We start from the raw sequence: 19445 nt of genomic DNA, 5'->3' as shown, positions 1-19445 counted from the left end.
GCCGGCGGCGACCGGTGACTGGCATCCGGCGTCCGTCGAGGAGATCGCGGCCCGCTACGCCGATGAGATCCGCGCCGTCCGGCCCGATGGTCCGTACCGCTTGCTGGGATGGTCGCTCGGCGGCGTGATCGCACACGCGGTCGCGGCCCGCCTGCAGCGCGACGGGCACGAGGTCGAGATGCTCGTGATGTTCGACAGTTTCCCCGGGGAGTCGGCGAAAGCCCTTGGAGAGGAAGGTGTCGCGCCCAGTGAGATCGTCGCGGGGCTCGGCCTGCCCGCGGGGATGGGTGTCGATCCCGTACTCGATTCACCGGACATCGTGGCCGCCAGACTCCGTGAGACAGGTGGCCCGGCCTTCGCTGCGGTGACAAGCGAATGGCTCGAGAAGATGATTGCCACGGCCACCACGTCCATGACACTGATGCGTCGTTACGAACCGCCGACCATCGATGGTGATCTCCTCCTGTTCACCGCGGGGTCGGGCCGTGACGACGACACGGTGGCGCCTCGCGCCTGGCGAGCAGCGGTGTCGGGCGAGGTGATCCACCACAGCATCGAGGCCACGCACTGGGCGATGATGAACACCGGCGCGCTGTCAGAGGCGAGCCCGATGTTGACGGAGTTCCTCGCCCACAGGTCACGTAGTGTTGACCGGTGATGGCCGATTCGGTGAGCGTGATCCGAAGGCCGGGACCCTCACCGGGACCCGGTTGACCGCGGGATCCGAGATGACAACAAACAGCCAACATCACTCCTGGCATATCCAGAGTGGAAGGGAGCACCAACATGACCAACCCATTCGACGACGAGGACGGCCGTTTCTTCGTGCTCGTCAACGACGAGAACCAGCACTCGCTGTGGCCGACCTTCGCAGAGATCCCCGCCGGATGGACCAAGGTCTTCGGCGAGGACAGCCGGGCAGCATGTCTGGAATACGTCGAGACGAACTGGACCGACCTGCGTCCGGCGAGCCTGATCGCGGCGATGGAAGCCGACGAAGCCAACAAGTCCTGACGCTTTTTCGACAAGCTGTGAACGCCCCGAGCGGGCCGCGACGTCAATCGCGCGCCGCGGCCGCTCGGTGGTACCCGCGTAGCGCCGGATAGGCGAAGACGGCCAAGGCGCCGACCGCCCAGATCACGGTCTTGGTGAGACTTTCCGCCACCGGACCTCCCACCGCCAGAGCCCGCATGGTTTCGATGGCACACGTCATCGGCTGGTTCTCGACCAGCGGCTGCAGCACCTCCGGGTAGGCCTCCACCGGCGAGAAGCCCGAATTGAAGAACATCAGCAGACTGGTGCACAGGGACATGATGGGCACCAGGGGAGCGTTCGACGCCGACATCGCCACCGTGAGAACGATGGTCGAGTAGGCCGCGCCGTAGAGAAGCGCCACTGCGAATATGCCGATGGCGGGCAGCAATCCCTCATCGAAGCGCCAGCCGATGAGCATCCCGGCCGTTGTGATCACCAGTGTGCTGACGAGAATCCGCAGCATCTCCACGACGATCCGCGATGTCAGATCGGCGCCGCGATGAACCGGCATGACGTACAGCCGGGTCAGCAGCCCCGTGTGACGTTCACTGATCATTCGCGTCCCGACGGCCAGCGAGCCGAACATCGCCCCGACCAGTATCACCAGGGGAACTGTGCCGTACGCGCTGTTCTCTCCGGTGGCGCCACCGATCGCGTCGCCGAGAACCACCTTGAACATGATCATGCTCAGCAACGGGAACAGCAGGCTTTGCAGCAGCGTGAGGCGGTCCCGGGTGACAACCCGCAGTTGCCGTCCGCTGAGGATCTTCGTATGCGCGAGGTAGGCGCGAGCGCCCCGCTCGCTCGTCGGCCTGGCGGTCGGGAATCGTGTCGCGGCCTCGGTGGATCTCGTGAGGGTTGGGGCGGTCGGCTCCGGGGCCGAAGCTGAAGCCTGGACCTGAGTGTGCGCACGGACCTCCGCCTCGGCATGTGCTGCCGCGATCTGGCCGAGGTCCAGCCGGACGGTGGGGGCCTGCTGCATCGCCGGGGTGAGTTCCGGCGGATCGAGGGCCGACCGATCGGTGATCCGGGTCAGTGGGCGTCCCTGCCCACCGGATCCGTTTGCCGGTGCGCGCCGATCGGTGAGATGTTCGGCAGTCCAGTCGGCTGCCGCAGCTCCCGGGGAGAGCAATGTCCACGGTCCGACCAGGGTGTGAAAGGAGCCGGTGTCGTCGGCCCGTTCCAGCCCCTGCGGTCCGTGTCCGGATTGCTCGTCGGAGCGGGCGCGGCGCCTCCGCGGAGCCGTGCCGTCGGCATCGGTACGCCACCAGTGCTGTTGGGGGGCGCCGTCGTCGCCTCTGTGCCTGCTCATCCCCGACTGCTCCGGATGGTGACGAGGGTGACGGCGGCGATACCGGCCGCGGCGATGCCCGCGGCCCAGCAGAGGGACGGGAATGCCAGGTCCCAGGTGACCTCTCCGGCATCGAATCCGCGCATGAGTTCGGTGAACTGCGAGATCGGCTGATTGCGGGCGAACGGCTGGATCCAGTCGGGGAACCGTTCTTCCGGGATGAATCCGGTCGACAGCATGCCCAGGATCAGCTGGGGCAGGGCCAGGGCCTGGCTCGTTGCCGCCGGGTTCTTCGAGATGGCTCCGATGGTGTCGGCGCCGAACGCGAGAAGCAGCCCGACAACCATTGCCACGCCGATGAATCCGAGGAAGTCGACCACTCCGGAGGTCGGCCGCCAACCGATCACCAAACCAGAGATGATCGCCCACGTCAGCGAGACAACGAGCAGAACGACGTTCGAGGCCAGCCGGGCCAGCGGCGGGACCATCGCGTTGACCGGCATACTGCGCAGCCGGCTGGTCAGGCCGGTGCTGCTGTCCGTCGCCGCGCGCATCGCGGCCGACGTCGCCACGAATCCGGCCGACTGAAGGCAGATGACCGGCATCAGGAACTGTGCGTAGTCCATGCCGGGGTAGCCATCCATGATGGTCCGCAGCGGGATGTAGAAGCAGAGGGTCAGCAGGACCGGCGCGGTGATGGAGAGGAAGAACTCGCCGTGTCGCGTCATACCGATGATGGACCGGTGGGTCAGGGCCAGCCACTGGCGGCCGGGCCTGATCGTCGGCCGGCGACCACCGGCGGAGATCGCCGTCCGTGCGGAAATGGTCCGGTCGGGGCTCGTGACTGTCATACGGGCTCCGCGGCGCTCGCCGGGCCTTCCGTCAGTTTGAGGAACACGTCATCGAGAGACGGACGGCGCAGACCCACGTCGGTGAGTTCGAACCCGGCGCCGTCGGTGAGGCGCACCACCTCGACAAGCGTCTGTGTCGATTTCGCCGCGGGCAGGGTCAGCGAGTTCCGGGTCAGATCGATCCGGATCTGATCGGCCGGAACGAGTTCGGTCAACAGCACTTTGATCCGTGCGAGGTCGTCGGGATCGCTCGTGACAACCTCGCAGAAGGTTCCGCTGACCTGCTCCTTGAGTTCGGTGGCCGTACCCTCGGCGATCACGCGGCCCTTGTCGATCACGACGATGCGGTCGCTGAGCAGGTCCGCCTCCTCGAGATACTGCGTGGTCAGCACAGTGGTGATTCCCAGATCCCGCAGCGAGGTGACGATGTTCCACACGTCCTGTCGGCTGCGAGGGTCGAGTCCGGTGGTGGGTTCGTCGAGAAAGACGACCTCGGGCCGGACAACCAGACCGCAGGCGATGTCGATCCGCCGGCGCATTCCGCCCGAGAACTTCCCGACGCGTCGCGTGGCCGCCTCCACCAGGTCGAAGGCCTCCAGGAGTTCGGTGGCACGCTGCGCCGACTCGGACTTGCTCAGGCCCATCAGTTTGCCGAACAGCACCAGGTTCTCGCGTCCGGTCAGCGACTCGTCCAGGGCGGCGAACTGACCGGTCAACATGATCGAGGCGCGGACCGCGGCCCGTTCCCGCACGACGTCGTAGCCGGCGATGCGCGCGGTGCCCTCGTCCGGTGTGAGCAATGTCGCGAGCATGTTGACCGTGGTCGTCTTCCCGGCGCCGTTGGGTCCGAGAAGGCCGAGCACCGTGCCGGTCGGCACCTCGAAGCTGATCCCGTCGACGGCCGTGAAGTCGCCGAACCGCTTCACCAGACCGTCGGCCACCACGCTGTGCGACCGCGCATCCGGAGGCCCCTCGAACTCGCCTGATCGGCGCGCTCGGGCACCATCGCTGTGCCTTGCATGCATTGTTGATCCCGTCGTCGTTATGGTAATGCGGCGACGCGATCGCCCTTATCTTGTCTTTATCGAAAGTAGCGCAGAATCTGTCCGTAACGCCAAGCGGCTATGCGGCGATAGGCCCCACGGGAAATGCAATATTTCTATTTGATTGGGTAATGACTGGTTTAGCGACCTGAATGTGGGAGAATATCCCAGGTGGTCGCTCGCGCTTATCACAACGATAAGTCGGACTCGATGAGCAGGTCGCGAAAGGGCGGGCATTGTGGCAACGCAACTCCGAAGTGATGGCAAAGTGGCGAATGCCACAGTCGGCACCAAGGGCCTCCGGGACCGGCGTGAAGCCCGTCCGTTGGCCCAGCTGGTGACCGCCGCCGCGGATGCGCTGCCCGACCGGCCCGCAGTGGTCGGAAGCGACTTCGCGGTGACCTTCGCCGAACTGCGTGCGCGTGCCCATGGGGCGGCAACCGCGATGACCGGTTCCCCGCGCATCGACGACTCCGCGCTGACAGTCGCGGTGATGACAACCGTTCCGAGACTCGCCGCATCCGGGCCCAGTGCACTCGCCGAAGCCTTCGCGGCGATCCGGTTCCGTGCGCTCGTCGTTCTGTCGGAAGCCTGAGTCTCCAGGGATTCTGACCCTCGGCTCTCGCCCGTCTCGGCCGCCGGCTCCTAACCGCGCGACGGGGTGCGGGTGAACCTGCGCCGCCCACCCTGATTCGTCGGGTGATGTGAGTGGACAAGATCACCCCTGCCGTGGGCAATCCGGGCCGCCCGTCGGTGACGAATGCGTGCGAAGCGATATGTCTGTCGGCGGACTGTGTTGAACGTCGAGTCGCTGACCTGCGGTAACGCGATCAGATGTGACGCGTTCAATATTTCGGTGATGTAACGGGTTCGCCTGATGCCTTTTCTTCTGAAGCATGTCCTGTGACGATGGGCGGTGCAGGCCCTCTTCGAGTCAGCGGAGTATGCCCAGGTTTGGAGTGCACATGGCTACGTCAACAGCTCAGTCCCGCGCGCAATCGGCGAATTCGACCACTGGACCGGTCGAGTTGCCCGATGCGGTGGCCCGGATCGCCGCGGCGACCCCGGAACGCATCGTGGCGCGTTACCGCGACCGTGCCCTGAACTACCGTGACCTCGACGCCGCGATCAATTTGATGATGCCGGTGATCCGTGGTCAGCGGATGGACGATCGATCGGCGGTCGTCGCGGCGATCTTCGCGGGCCTGCCGGCGTTGGGTGGGGAGTCCGACCCGGTGGTCGTTGCCTCGGTTGTCGACGGGGCCGTGGGCACCATATCGACCGACATCATGGATCTACACGACGCCACCGCGCCGGCTGAGCCGCTGCGTGCCACCGGGACGAGTGAGATCGATCTCCGCGTCATCGCCAGCCGCCTGTCCGGCGCCTGACCGACTCCTGACCTTCTGTTCGCCGTGACGTCATCCGGCGCGTTCACATCGTCTCTGGCTGCCTCACAGCGCCGTTTCTGACTCCGCCCTGCTGGGCGTGCGCAACTGCGGGCCCGGCGAGTGAGCCCGCCTGCCCGATGGGGCCGGTCGTCTGGTCGTGACTTGTCCGCCGATATTTCCTGGGCTAACTATCCTTTCCTGATTACCTTATTAGTGTGGGAAATGACCTCTGATCAGGCGTGATATGTATTGCGCGGAGCTGATGGGAACTGGGGTCGGTTGAAGCATGTAGGCTGTCCTTTTTGTGTCCCGAGGCGAGCATGCACGTTCGAGTTAGGAGCGATAGCTTTTGAGTGCCGGTCGCTCCGACGAATCGCTGGATTTGCCTTTGGATTCATTTTTCGATATATCGGCCGCCCAGCGCGGGATATACTTCGCCCAGCAGGCTCTGGGTGCGATTCCGATGAATATCGCCCAGTACGTCGAATTGGTCGGGCACATTGATGCCGACCTCCTGAGCGAGGCGTCCCAGGTGGCTGGGCGTGAGATGGGATCGGCCTACCTGAGCCTGGTCGAGACCGATGCGCTACCGCTCCAGTACATCGACAACTCGATCGACGACGGCGTCGAGTTCGTGGACCTGTCGGGGGATCAGGATCCGCACTCCGCCGCGCAGCGATGGATGCGTGAGGACTACCGCAGACCGGTCGACCTGCTGGCCGACCGGCTGACGGTCAGCGCGTTGCTGCGCCTCGGCGAGGACCATTACTTCTGGTACGTCCGTACCCACCACATCGCGCTCGACGGGTTCGGCGCGATGAACACGGTCACGCGCATCGCGGAGGTGTACACGGCTCTGGTGGCCGGCCGCGAGCCGGCGCCGGTGAAGGCCGCCGCACTGCCGGCGATTGTCGCCGACGAACGCAAGTACCGGGACTCGGATCGTTTCGCCAAGGACCGCGAGTACTGGTCGGAGCGCACGGTCGACCTCCCTGGCCCGCTCTCGTTGTCCCAGCGTCGCGCCGGACCCGGCGACCATTCACAACTCGCCTCGGCCACGCTGCCCGACGACATCGCCGCGCACCTGGACGAGGCTGCGGGGGAGTCCGGCGGCAGCACTGCGCCGGCTGTGATCGCGGCCTTTGCGGCCTACCTCGCGCGGATGACCGACAGCGAGGACGTGGTGTTGAGCCTGCCCGTCTCGGGCCGCAACACCGCCAAACTCCGCCGCGCGGGCGGAATGGTCTCCAACATCGTGCCGTTGCGCCTGACGGTGGCGCCCGACACGACGATCAGCCGGCTCATCACCGATGTCCAGACCGAACTGACGGGTGCACTGCGGCGCCAGCTCTACCGGCACGAGGACATCCGCCGCGACATCGGTCAGGGCACCAGCCGCGACATCGGCCAGGGCGCCGGCCGGCGCGGCCTGTTCGGTCCGTCCGTGAACCTGATGATGTTCCATCCCGTCCTGGAACTCGGCGACGTGGTGGGGCACCTGCACGTTCTCACCACCGGTCCGGTCGAGGACCTGTCGATGAACCTGTATCCGGGCGTCTCGGGCTCGAACCTGCGGGTGGATTTCGAGGCGAACCCGCAGCTGTACACCGAAGCCGAACTCACCACGCACCACCAGCGGTTCACCGATTTTCTCGGCAGGCTGCTCGCGGCCGGTCCCGACACCCCGGTCGGGTCCCTCCCGCTGGGATCACCCGCCGAGTTGGCGGCGACCATGGTGCAACCGAACGACACCGAGCACCCGATCGATTCCGCCGACCTGATCCGGATGTGGGAACACCAGGTCGGGCAAACCCCGGAGGCAACGGCTTTTGTCGACGGACCCCGCCGGGTCTCGTTTGCCGAGTTCGACTCCTGGACCAACCGGCTCGCACGGCATCTCATCTCCGCCGGGGTCGGGCCCGACGTCACCGTCGGCGTGGCATTGCGGCGCAGCCTCGAACTCGTGGCATCTGTGTACGCGGTGCTCAAGGCCGGCGGCGCCTATGTGCCCATCGATCCGGACCATCCGCGCAGCCGGACCGCCGATGTCCTGCGGACCGCCGCGCCTCGCTGTGTCGTTGTGACCGGCGATGATCGCGCCGTGGTCGCGGACTCCGGTGCCGACCTGATCGACCTCGCCCGAATCGACCTCTCCGGGTACGCGGACGGACCGTTGACCGACGATGAACGCAGGCTGCGCCCGGACGGTCTGGCCTACGTTCTCTTCACCTCAGGTTCGACGGGAAAGCCCAAGGGCGTGGCGGTTCCACACCGCGCCGTGGCCAACCAGATGGCTTGGCTGGCCGGGCATTACGGGATCGGCCACGACGACGTCGTGCTGCAGAAGACTCCCACGACCTTCGACGTCTCGGTGTGGGAGCTGTTCGCGCCGACCGTGGGGGCGCGCCTGGTCATCGCGCGGCCCGACGGGCATCTGGACCCGGACTACCTGCTCGACGTGATCACCGCGGAGCAGATCACCGCCACGTCGTTCGTACCCTCTATGCTGCAGCTCTTCCTCGGCGAGAACGGTTCCGTCGACCCGGGCACGCTGCGTCTGCTGCTGGTGGCCGGTGAGGCGTTCGGCGAGCATCTGGCACGCCAGGCGGCCCGGGATCTTCCCGGCGTCCGGGTCGAAAATCTCTACGGCCCCACCGAGTTCACCGTTCACGCCACCTTCGCACCAACCGGACCGGACGTCGAACGAGGTGTCCCGATCGGCCGTCCGGTGTGGAACTGCCAGGCCTGGGTCCTCGACCGCCGGCTCCGGCCGTGTGTGGTCGGCGCGGTCGGCGAGCTCTACCTGTCGGGGGACCAGCTCACCCGCGGTTACCTCGGCCGAGCCGAGCTGACCGCCGAGCGATATGTGCCATCGGCCTACGGACCCGCGGGAACGCGGATGTACCGCACCGGCGATCTGGTCCGCTGGTCGGCCGACGGGTCCCTGGAGTACCTGGGACGCAGCGACTTCCAGGTGAAGGTCCGTGGGCTCCGGATCGAGCTCGGTGAGATCGAATCGGCGGTGCGTTCGGACACCGCGGTGCGCGAGGCAGTGGTGACCGTCCACGAGAGCGAACACGGTCAGCGCCTCGTGGTCTACGTCGTCGGCGCCGGTACCGAGGACTCCATCGACACCGCTGCCCTGATGACCACCGCGGCAGGCCTCGTCCCGGACTACATGCTGCCCGATGCGATCATCGAGCTCCCGCAGATGCCACTGGGTCCCAGCGGCAAGATCGATCGAAAGGCGTTGCCGACACCTGATTTCTCGGCCCGGACCACCGCATTCCGGCCACCGACGACAGATCGGGAACGGGCGTTGGCCGGCCTGGTCGGTGACCTGCTCGGACAGTCGGAGATCGGGCTCGACGATTCGTTCTTCGCGCTCGGCGGCGACAGCATCATGTCCATCCAGCTCGTCTCCCGGGCGCGGGCGATGGGACTGCACTTCACCGCCCGAGAGGTGTTCGAACACAACACCATCGGCGCCCTCGCCGCGGTCGCCAGAGACGAGGGTTCGGCGTCGGTTGTCAACGAATTGCCGGGCGGCGGCGTCGGAGAGTTGCCGCTCACCCCGATCATGTGGTGGATGGCGGACGAACCAGAGAACGTGCGAGCGTTCTCGCAGTCGGTGTTGGTCCCGGCCCCGGAACCCTTCTCCACCGAGCTACTCGACCGCACGCTGTCCGCAGTGGTGGCCCATCACGACATTTTGCGATCGCGACTGGTCGCCGATGGGGACGGAACGCTCCATCACATCGTCGACCCCGTCGCAGAGGCGAGATCCGTTCCGGTATCGGAGATCACCGTGGACTCCGGGCCCGGCGCGGCGGCATTCGACGAGGCCGTCGCCGCCGCTGCCCTCGATGCCACCGAGTCGCTGGACCCCGCATCCGGGCGGATCATCTCGGTCACGGTGGTGTCCGGGGCCTGGGCGTCCGACGTCGGTCATCGCCTGCTGATCGTGCTCCACCATCTCGCCGTCGACGGCGTCACCTGGCGAATCCTGTTGCCGGATCTGGCAACCGCGTGGGCGGCGGCCGCCGGCGGCGATCCGGTTGTGCTGGCCCCGACCGGTACCTCCATGCGTCGCTGGGCCCATCATCTGACCGAGCTCTCCACGCGGCCGGAACTCACCGACGAGCTCGACCACTGGCGTTCGGTGCTCGCCGCGATCGACGAGCCGGATCTGCGAATCGATCCCGAACGGGATCGGGTGGGTACACTGCGGCGCCGGCAGTTGACACTCCCCGCCGAGATCACCGATGCCTTGCTGACGCGGGTGCCGCAGGCATTCCACGGCGGCGTGAACGACGGGTTGCTCGCGGCTCTGGCGCTGGCTGCGACGTCCTGGTCGGACGAGCGGCGCGTGCGGTCGGGGGCGGGGAACGGTGCACCCCAACCGTCGGCGCGGTCGGTTGTGGTGGCGCTCGAAGGCCATGGCCGCGAGGAAGAGTTGCTCGCCGGATCCGATCTCTCACGAACCGCCGGCTGGTTCACGACCGCGTACCCGGTCCTTCTTCGCACGGAGGGCATCGATGTCGACGACGTGTTCGCCGGCGGGTCCGCGGCGGGCGATCTGCTCAAGTCGATCAAAGAACAGCTCGCGGCCGTACCCCGGCGCGGAGTCGGTTACGGACTGCTTCGGTACCTGAACGACGCGGGCGCTTCCGAGTTGTCGCAGTTCGCCGAGCCCGTCATCGGTTTCAACTACCTGGGACGGCTGTCGGGCACCGGGATGTCGGGTCCATGGATCCCGGACGGCGAAAACGCCCTGCGGGGGACCAGGGGCACTGCGGTCCCGGTCCGGACCGCACTGGACATCAACGCCATGGTGACCGAATCGGCGGCGGGCCCACAGTTCTCCGCGACGATCGAGTATCCGGCGGCGCTGCTCGACGACAACTCCGTGGACCGGTTCCTCGAACTCTGGCATCGAGCACTGGAATCGGTTGCGCTGCACGCAGTGTCGCCAGAGGCGGGCGGGCGGACCCCCTCCGACCTGCCACTGGTCGACCTTCGGCAGAGCGAGATCGACGAGATCGAGCGACGGTTCGATCTCATCGCCGACGTGTGGCCGGTGACGCCCCTGCAACAGGGATTGCTGTTCCACGCCGAACTGGCCGCGGGCGGGCTGGACGTCTATGCGGCGCAGATGGTGCTCGACCTGACAGGTGTGGACCCGGACCGGATGAGGCGCAGCACGCAGGCCCTGATCGACCGGCATCCCAACCTGCGCACCGCCTTTGTCACCAGTGCCGAGGGCACACCGCTGTCGGTGGTCGTGCCGCGTGTGGACGCGCCCTGGACCGACCACGATCTGTCCGGTGTCGACGAGGATGACCGGGAAGCACGGGTCGCGGAACTGACACACCAGGATCGGGTCGCTCCGTTCGAGATGCACGAAGCGCCGCTGATCCGGTTCATGATGATCAAATGCGACGAATCGTCGTATCGATTCGTGGTGACCAATCACCACATACTCCTCGACGGATGGTCCCTGCCGATCTTCATGGGTGATCTGCTCGCGATCTACCGCGCCGGCGGGGATGCGACAACACTCACCCCACCAGCTCCGTACCGGGACTACCTGCGCTGGTTGCGTTCTCAGTCCGCCGACGCGGCATCGTCAGCGTGGGCGGCCGCACTCGCCGGTGTGAGCGAACCGACCTCGCTCGCTGCGGCATCCACCATCGGTGACGCCGGCCAGGTTCCGCAGGTGCTCGACGTCGACATCGCCGACGACGTCACGGCGCGCTTGACGGAGCACGTGCGCAACTCCGGCACCACCCTCAACACCGTTCTGCAGGCCGCCTGGGGAATCGTGCTGGCGCGGTTGACCGGTCGCGACGACGTGATCTTCGGGACCACGGTCTCGGGCCGTCCGCCGCAGGTCCCGGGCATCGAGTCGATGCTCGGCCTCTTCATCAACACACTGCCGGTGCGGGTGCGCCTGGACGACGACGCGGACCTCGGCGAGCTGATCAAACGTCTGGGCCACGAACAGACCGAACTCCTCGACCACCACACCGTCGGCCTCGCGGACATCACCGCGACCACCGACGCCGAAGCCCTGTTCGACACCATGATGGTGTACGAGTCGTACCCACTCGATCGCAGCGCGCTGGCCGCGGCCGCCGCGATCGACGGGATGGCCGTCACCGGGGCCGATGTCCTCGACGCCGCCCACTACCCGCTGACGCTGATCGCGACAAACGAACCAGGGCTGCGACTCTCGGCGAAATACCTGCCATCGGTCGTCGACCACGACCGGGCAGAGTCGATCCTGCAGATGGTTGCCCGGGTGCTGGGACAGATCGCCGCAGACCCTTCGGTCCGTGTCGGTCGGCTCGACGTGCTGGCCACGCCGGAGCGAGCCGAACTCCTCGGCCGGTACGGGTCGGGGGACACCGCCGCGGCGACACTCCCCGAACTGCTCGCCGAGGCGGTTGCGGCCGGGGCCGATCGGGACGCCGCCGTGTCGGCGGAAGGCTCGATCACCTACCCCGAACTCGATGCCAGGTCGAATGCCCTTGCCCGGTTGATGATCTCGCGTGGCGTCGGTCCCGACCAGATCGTCGCGCTCGGGATGGGTCGCTCGATCGAATTCCTGGTCGGGCTGTGGGCGGTGGCGAAGACCGGCGCCGGCTACCTGCCCGTCGACATGCACTACCCGGCCGAACGCATCGCACACATGCTCACCGATTCTGGTGCGGTCTACGGCCTCTCGACATCTCTGTGGCGATCCGCGCGGCCGGATACCCTCGACTGGCTCGAACTCGATTCCGATGGGGCCGCCGCCGCGATGTCGCAGGTATCGGACGCGCCGGTCACCGACGCCGAGAGAACCTCCCCGGTCCGTACCGCCCATACGGCCTACATGATCTACACCTCCGGCACCACGGGATTGCCGAAGGGCGTCACCGTCACCCACGGCGGGCTGGCGAACCTGATGCACGAGCAGTCGGATCACTTTGCGCTGACCGGGAATTCGCGCACCCTGCACTTCGCCTCGCCGAGCTTCGACGCGTCCGTCCTCGAGCTGATGCTGGCCCTCGCACACGGTGCCACGATGGTGATCGCACCGACCGGGATCTATGGTGGCGCCGAACTGCACGATTTCCTCTCCGACCACGGCGTCACACACGCGTTTGTCACACCCGCCGCCCTCGCGTCCGTCGACCCCACAGGCCTGGACTCGCTCGAGACCGTGGTCGTCGGTGGCGAGGCCTGCCCGCCTGAATTGGTGGCGCGATGGGCGCCGGGCCGTCGGATGTTCAATGCGTACGGCCCCACCGAGACAACGGTTGTCGCGACCATCGCGGGGCCGATCGACCCGGCAGGTGTGGTCACGATCGGTTCACCGGTGCGAGGTCTGAGCGCACTCGTTCTCGACCGTCGCCTGCAACCGGTCCCGGTCGGGGTCGACGGTGAGTTGTTCCTGAGCGGTCCGGCGATCGCCCGCGGATACCACAACCGGACGGCGCTGACCGCGGAACGTTTCATCGGAAACCCTCACGGTGCGCCCGGGACCCGCATGTACCGGACCGGCGATGTGGTGCGCTGGGTCCGCGGCGGATCCGGTGATCTCGAGGTGAGCTACGTCGGGCGCAGAGATTTCCAGGTCAAGGTCCGCGGCTTCCGAATCGAACTGGGTGAGGTCGATGCCGCGCTGGCCGCGCACCCCGACATCGACTTCGCGGTCACCTCGGGTGCCGTATTGCCCTCGGGCGTCACCACCCTGGTGGCCCACGTGCTGGCATCGAAGCCGTTGGACACCAGCGTGGTTCGAGAGTTTGTCGGTGAGCGGCTGCCCTCGCACATGGTGCCGGCTGTGATCGTGTTCCTGTCCGAGGTGCCACTGACCCGGGCGGGCAAACTCGACCGGTCCGCATTGCCGGAACCGGACCTGGGGGCATTGGTGTCGACCGGTGCGGCCCCGTCCACCGAGACCGAGCGGATGCTCGCCGCCGTGCTGACGGAGGTCCTCGGACTGACATCGATCGGCGTGAGCGACTCGTTCTTCGACCTCGGCGGCAACTCTCTGGTGGCGACCAAGGCCGCGGCCCGGATCAGTGCCCAGGCCGGGCGCCGGGTGGCGGTGCGCGAGATCTTCGAGAACCCGACCGTGGAATCGCTCGCCCGGCGCCTCGACGTCGCGGCGGATGATGACATCGTGCCCGAACTCGTGGCAGGCGCTGCGGGGGAGCGGCCGCCGCTGTCATTGGCCCAGCAGGCCATGTGGCTGCTCAACCGTCTTGATCCGCAGTCTCCCGCCTACAACATCGTCCTGCCGCTGCGGCTGTTCGGCGAGTTGGACGTCGACGCCCTGCAGGCGGCGATCCTCGATGTGCTCGAGCGGCAGCAGTCGCTGCGGTCGGTGTTCCCCGATACCGCCCATGGGCCGTACCAGCGGGTGCTGCCCGCGGCAGCGGTCGAGCTCGAGCTCGATCCGGTGGACGTTGCCGACGAGGAGCAGATGCTCTCCACCGCAGAGCAATTCGCGCGCGGTGGCTTCGACGTCACCGACCGGCCCCCGGTGCGGGCCCGGCTCCTACGTTCGGGTGCCGAGCACCTGCTGATCGTGGTTGTCCACCACATCGTCGCCGACGGGGCCTCGATGGCTCCGCTGGCCCGCGATCTGGTGACCGCGTACGCGGCGCGAACCACCGGCACCGATCCCCGGGCCACCTGGACCCCGCTTCCTGTGCAATACGTCGACTATGCGACGTGGCAGCGGGAGGTCCTCGGTTCACCGGACGATGCCGGATCGCTTGCCGCTCGCCAACTCGACTTCTGGCGTACCACGCTGGCGGGTGTGCCGGACGTCATCGATCTGCCGTTGGACCGTCCGCGTCCGGTGCGCCGGACGATGCAGGGTGCGTCGGTGCCGGTGACGATTCCGGGCGATGTGGTGGCCGCGCTGGGCGCCTACGCGCAGCGCCGTCAGGCGTCGGTGTTCATGGTCGTCCACACGATCGTCGCGACGTTGCTCGCGCGCCTGTCGGGTTCGTCGGACATCACGGTGGGGACGCCGGTCGGTGGGCGCGAGCACGTCGCGCTCGACGACCTGGTCGGCATGTTCGTCAACACGGTGGTCCTGCGGTCGGAGATCGGACTCGCCGACACCTTCGACGAGGTGTTCACCCGGGTCCGGGAAGCCGATCTCGCGGCTTTTGCCAACGACGACATCCCGTTCGAGAGTGTTGCCGGTGCACTGGTGTCGCGGCGGCAACAGTCGCACTCGCCGTTGTTCCAGGTGTTGCTGTCGTTCGAGAACAACGAAGCCGCATCGGTCGACCTGCCGGGACTGACCGTCGGCGTCGTCGACGGGATGATCCAGGGAGCCAAGTTCGACCTCACCTTCACCATCGAAGACACCGTCGACGCCGACGGGCGGCATCGACTCGGTGGCCGGATCACGTACGCCACAGATGTTTTCGATCATGGCACCGTGAGCGCCATCGCCGCGCGTTTCGAGACACTCGCCGGTGCGGTCGCCACGAACCCGGCCGCGGTGGTCGGGGACATCGACATCCTCACCGAGGCCGAGCATCTCGAGGACCGGTTCGGAGAGGGTGACCGCGAATCCGCAGTCGCCCCCGTGCCGGCCGTCGCCGGATACAGCGCCGCGGACCTGGCCGCGCTCCTCGCCGCCGCGGTCGACATCGCCCCCGATGCGGTGGCGCTCGATGCCGACGGCGCGGCGATCACCTACCGCGACTTCAGGGATCGGTTCGATCAGCTCGCGGGTCCGCTCGGTGAGCGGGGGATGGACGCCGACGCCATCGCGTCGGTGGTGCTCACGAGCCTGGTTCCCACCTTGGTGGCGATCCCGGACGGCTTTGCGGTCGCACTGGACAACGTCATCGCGGATGCCGCCCGCCTGCTCGACGGCCGCGACCTCGCCGGCTACCGCAGCACTCCCGCCACGGCTCAGATCGCGGTACCGGGCGTCGCCACCCCGCTCACCGAGTGGGACCAGCGCGTCCGGGAGAACCCCGGGGCGCAGGCTGTCCGCAGCCCGGAAGCCTCGCTCACCCGGCTCGGGCTCGACGCCGCCGCCAATCAACTTGCCAGGGAACTGGTTTCGCGGGGCATCGGACCCGACGATGTCGTAGGGCTGCTCACGGCGCGATCGGCGAACTGGATCATCGGGCTGCTGGCCGCCTGGAAGGCGGGTGCGGCATATCTCCCGCTGGATCCGACCGCACCGGCCGACCGGGCGGCGTCCGTGGTCGCCGACGCCGGGGCGAGAGTGGTGGTCGCGAGCCACGAGGTGGTCACCGACGACCTCCGCGCCGGGATCATCGGCGCCGGTGGGCAATTGATCGAACTCGGCGACACCGGCACCGACGATGCGCTGCGGCGGCTCGACGATTCCGGGCTGCCGGACCGCTGGTCCGAGCCCGGTGCCGAGCTGCGCCTGGCGTACGTGATCACCACGTCCGGATCCACCGGACGGCCCAAGCCGACGCTGGTGCCCGCCGGCGGGTTGCTGAACATGTGGGGCTGGTATCGCGATCAGCTCCGGTTCGGTGATGGTGACGCCGTCCTCATCGCGTCGTCACCGCGCTTCGACCTCACCCAGAAGAACATCTGGACCGCCCTCCGGGTCGGCGGTGTGATCCGCCTGGTCACCGAGGGTTTCGATCCCGAGGAAATCCTCGGGATCATCGGATCCGAGGACATCTCGCTCCTGAATCTGGCTCCGAGTGCTCTGGAACTGCTCACCGAACTCGATTCCGGGAACGTGCTGAGGACCCTCGACACCGTGGCGACCGGTGGTGAGGCGCTGGGGCCGCGCGCATATCGCACCCTGCTCGGCACCGAGACCGCGATGCTCTCCATGTACGGGCCCACCGAGACCGCGGCAACAACCGCTGCCAGGTGGGTGCCGCTGGCCGACCACGAGCCCAATGCACAGGGCGAGACGCGCGACATCGGACCCATCACGCTGGGACAGACGATCCCGAACGTCACCCACAAGATTCTCGATCAGCGACTTCGTCCGGTGCCGATCGGTGTGGTGGGTGAGCTCTACATCGGCGGCGTGGCTCTCGCCCGTGGCTACGGGCGGCTGCCCGGCGTCACCGCCGGCCGATTTGTCGCCGACCCCGCGGGAGGTCCGGGCGCCCGGATGTACCGCACCGGAGATCTGGTGCGCCGCCTCTCCGGTGGGGACGGGTTGTTCATCGGGCGCAGCGACTTCCAGGTCAAGGTCCGCGGTCTGCGGATCGAACTCGGTGAGATCGAGTCGGCGCTGATCGCTGTGCCCGGTGTTCGCCAGGCCGTGGTGTCGGCACACGGTGAGTCGTCGGACCGGCGACTCGCGGCCCATGTGGCAGCAGATCGCGGCCTCGACATGGGTGTGGTCCGCGGTGAACTGTCGAAGGTGCTGCCCGACTACATGGTTCCCGAAGCGATCGTGGTCATGGACGTGCTGCCGCTCAATCCGAACGGGAAGATCGACCGGAAGTCGCTGCGCGCACCGGAATTCGGTCAGGACCTCGGCGAGTCGTTCGTGGCGCCGCGGACTCCGCTGGAAGAGATCATCGCCGGTGTGTTCGCCGACACCGTCGGAGTCGACCGGGTCAGTGCCACCGCCTCGTTCTTCGAGCAGGGCGGCAACTCGCTCAGCGCTGCCCGCCTGGCGAACCGGCTGACCGATGCCCTCGGGACCACCGTCGGGCTGCGCGATGTCTTCGACGCGACGAGTCCGGCCGAACTCGCCGACCTGGTCGAACGGCGCCGGACGGAGGGAACCGGTCGGGCTCCCGGAGCGGTTGCCCGGTTCGCCAAGCCCGAAGGTCCTGCCCCCGAGCGGATCCCGCTCTCGCTGGCGCAGCAGCGACTATGGTTCATCAACCGGTATGACCCGCAGTCCGGTGCCTACAACATCCCGATGACCCTGCTGCTCACCGGTGAACTCGATGTCGAGGCCCTCGGTGCGGCGCTGGTCGATCTGGTCGAACGACAGCACGTGATGAGGACGGTGTACCCGCAGGGCCCCGGCGGTCCCGAGCAGGTCGTGGTCCCGCTGATGGATGCACTGCCCCCGTTCCGGATCGATGTGATCGCACGGGATCAGGTGTGGGAACGCCTGCAGGCGTTTGCCCGCATCGGGTTCGACGTCACCACCACGGTGCCGTTCCGATCCGCCCTGTGGCGTATCGAGCCCGACCCGGACATCACCGACGCAGGCGACCACGGCGAGGGCGCCGATACCCGGGAACAGCACCTGCTTGTGATCGTGGTCCACCACATCGCCTCCGACGGACTGTCGATGCGTCCGATGGCCACCGATCTGCTGACCGCGTACGAGGCCCGCCGCCAGGGGCGGGTACCAGACTGGGCGCCACTTGCCGTGCAGTACACCGACTTCGCGATCTGGCAGCACAAGAACTTCGGCGCCGGCGACACCTCCGGTGGTGCGGCAGCGGCGCAGCTGGACTTCTGGCGTGAGGAACTGGCCGGCATGCCCGAGGTGATCGGCATACCCACCGACCGTCCGCGGGCGAATGTCCGCAGCGACGTGGGTGGCAGTCACCTGTTCTTCGTGCCCGCGGACCTGCATCGGCGGGTGGTGGCGCTGGCCGGCGCGAGCGGTCTGTCGAGCTTCATGGTGCTGCATGCGGCCGTGGCAATTCTGTTGGCCCGCAGCGGCGCCGACCGGGACGTCGCCCTCGGCACTCCCGTCGGCGGACGCGCCGCCCCGGAACTCGATCCGGTGGTCGGCATGTTCGTCAACACACTGGTCCTGCGGACGGACGTACCGCTGGACCGGACGGTCCGGGACTTCCTGTCCGACGTGCGGGCCCGCGATCTGGATGCGTTCGACCACAGTGACGTTCCGTTCGAGCAGATCGTCGATGCGCTCACGGTGAGCCGTTCGACGGCGCATACACCGCTGATCCAGGTGGTGTTCGGGCTGAACAACAACGCCCGCCCCACCTTCGAGCTCGAAGGGCTCGAGGTGACGCCCGGTGCGGTCGACACCGCGTTCAGCAAGTTCGACCTGTCTTTCGAACTCACCGAGCAGTGGGATGACAACGGAGCGGCTGCCGGACTGGCCGGGTTCCTCGGGTACGCCACGGACATCTTCGATCAGCCGACGGCGCAGCGCTTGACCGATCGGCTCCTGCGGATCCTGGACGGCATGGTCGCCGACAGCGAGGTCCCCATCGGCGAGATCGATCTGCTCGACGATCGGACGCGCGCCGAACTGGTTCCCGTGCGCGGCGGGCCGGTACCCGAGCCGGCGACGCTGATCGATCTCCTCGATCACGCGGCTGCCGGGAACCCGGACGGCATCGCGCTCATCTGCGGTGACCAGAGCATGACCTATCGCGAGCTGGACAACCGTTCCAACCGCCTGGCCCGGGAACTCATCGCCCGGGGCCTGGGTCCGGAAGACGTGGTGGCACTGGGTATCACCCGCAGCATCGAATCGGTGCTGGCGGTGTGGGCAGTCGCTCGAAGCGGTGCGGCATTTGTGCCCGTCGACCCGAACTATCCGACTGACCGGGTGTCCCACATGCTGGCCGATTCGGGGGCGACGGTGGGTATCACGCGCCGGGTTGATGCCCTGCGGCTGCCCGAGGTGATCAACTGGCTCGACATCGACGATCCGGCACTCCACCGTCATCCGGGTGAGCCGATCCGCGCCGCCGAGCGACACGCGGCAGTGCGGGTGTCGAACTGCGCGTACATCATCTACACCTCGGGGACCACCGGGAAGCCGAAGGGCGTGGAGGTCACCCATCGCGGTCTGGCTGCGTTCAGCGATGAGCAGCGCCGCCGGTATCGGACCGAACAGACCTCGCGAACACTG

At 67.3% G+C, this 19445-nt stretch carries 8 protein-coding genes; 5 read left to right on the top strand and 3 right to left on the bottom strand.

Features of this window, described 5'->3' with window-relative positions:
* Together VIQ49_RS18135 and VIQ49_RS18130 are read left to right on the top strand one after the other, a co-directional pair.
* Positions 1-658: thioesterase domain-containing protein (locus VIQ49_RS18135; RefSeq protein ID WP_331887101.1), on the top strand; the 658-nt coding region annotated here is incomplete at its 5' end.
* Between the two features lie 128 nt (positions 659-786).
* Positions 787-1014, top strand: coding sequence for an MbtH family protein (locus VIQ49_RS18130; protein WP_331887099.1), 228 nt, complete (start codon positions 787-789; stop codon positions 1012-1014).
* Between the two features lie 43 nt (positions 1015-1057).
* Here VIQ49_RS18130 and VIQ49_RS18125 read toward each other — a convergent pair whose 3' ends face one another.
* The 3 genes from VIQ49_RS18125 to VIQ49_RS18115 form a co-directional block, all read right to left on the bottom strand.
* On the bottom strand, positions 1058-2017 hold the full coding sequence (locus tag VIQ49_RS18125) for an ABC transporter permease (protein WP_414731659.1): 960 nt from the start codon (positions 2015-2017) through the stop codon (positions 1058-1060).
* A gap of 326 nt (positions 2018-2343) precedes the next feature.
* A complete protein-coding gene (locus VIQ49_RS18120; protein WP_331887097.1) occupies positions 2344-3177 on the bottom strand; it encodes an ABC transporter permease in 834 nt (277 codons plus the stop codon).
* A complete protein-coding gene (locus VIQ49_RS18115) occupies positions 3174-4202 on the bottom strand; it encodes an ATP-binding cassette domain-containing protein (protein WP_331887095.1) in 1029 nt (342 codons plus the stop codon). Before VIQ49_RS18115 ends, VIQ49_RS18120 begins: the two co-directional genes overlap by 4 nt.
* A 286-nt stretch (positions 4203-4488) precedes the next feature.
* Between VIQ49_RS18115 and VIQ49_RS18110 the strand changes: the two genes are divergently transcribed.
* From VIQ49_RS18110 to VIQ49_RS18100, 3 genes are all read left to right on the top strand, one after another.
* Complete coding sequence (locus VIQ49_RS18110) at positions 4489-4815, top strand: hypothetical protein (protein WP_331887093.1); 327 nt, start codon at positions 4489-4491, stop codon at positions 4813-4815.
* 370 nt (positions 4816-5185) lie between these two features.
* Positions 5186-5611 carry a hypothetical protein gene (locus VIQ49_RS18105; RefSeq protein WP_331887091.1) on the top strand — a complete coding sequence of 142 codons (426 nt, stop codon included), beginning with the start codon at positions 5186-5188 and terminating at the stop codon, positions 5609-5611.
* Between the two features lie 349 nt (positions 5612-5960).
* Positions 5961-19445 (top strand): amino acid adenylation domain-containing protein (locus VIQ49_RS18100; RefSeq protein WP_331887089.1); only part of this gene is annotated, 13485 nt, incomplete at its 3' end.

The sequence above is a fragment of the Williamsia sp. genome (assembly GCF_036566845.1).
Taxonomy (GTDB): domain Bacteria; phylum Actinomycetota; class Actinomycetes; order Mycobacteriales; family Mycobacteriaceae; genus Williamsia.
The sequence above is the reverse complement of the archived record's forward strand: the minus strand, read 5'-3'. Positions and strand labels throughout refer to the sequence as shown.

Excerpts from the sequence above, each read along its gene's own strand:
- VIQ49_RS18115 (WP_331887095.1), bottom strand. The coding sequence starts at position 4,202 with ATGCATGCAAGGCACAGCGATGGTGCCCGAGCGCGCCGATCAGGCGAG.
- VIQ49_RS18130 (WP_331887099.1), top strand. The coding sequence starts at position 787 with ATGACCAACCCATTCGACGACGAGGACGGCCGTTTCTTCGTGCTCGTC.
- VIQ49_RS18105 (WP_331887091.1), top strand. The coding sequence starts at position 5,186 with ATGGCTACGTCAACAGCTCAGTCCCGCGCGCAATCGGCGAATTCGACC.
- VIQ49_RS18120 (WP_331887097.1), bottom strand. The coding sequence starts at position 3,177 with ATGACAGTCACGAGCCCCGACCGGACCATTTCCGCACGGACGGCGATC.
- VIQ49_RS18125 (WP_414731659.1), bottom strand. The coding sequence starts at position 2,017 with ATGCAGCAGGCCCCCACCGTCCGGCTGGACCTCGGCCAGATCGCGGCA.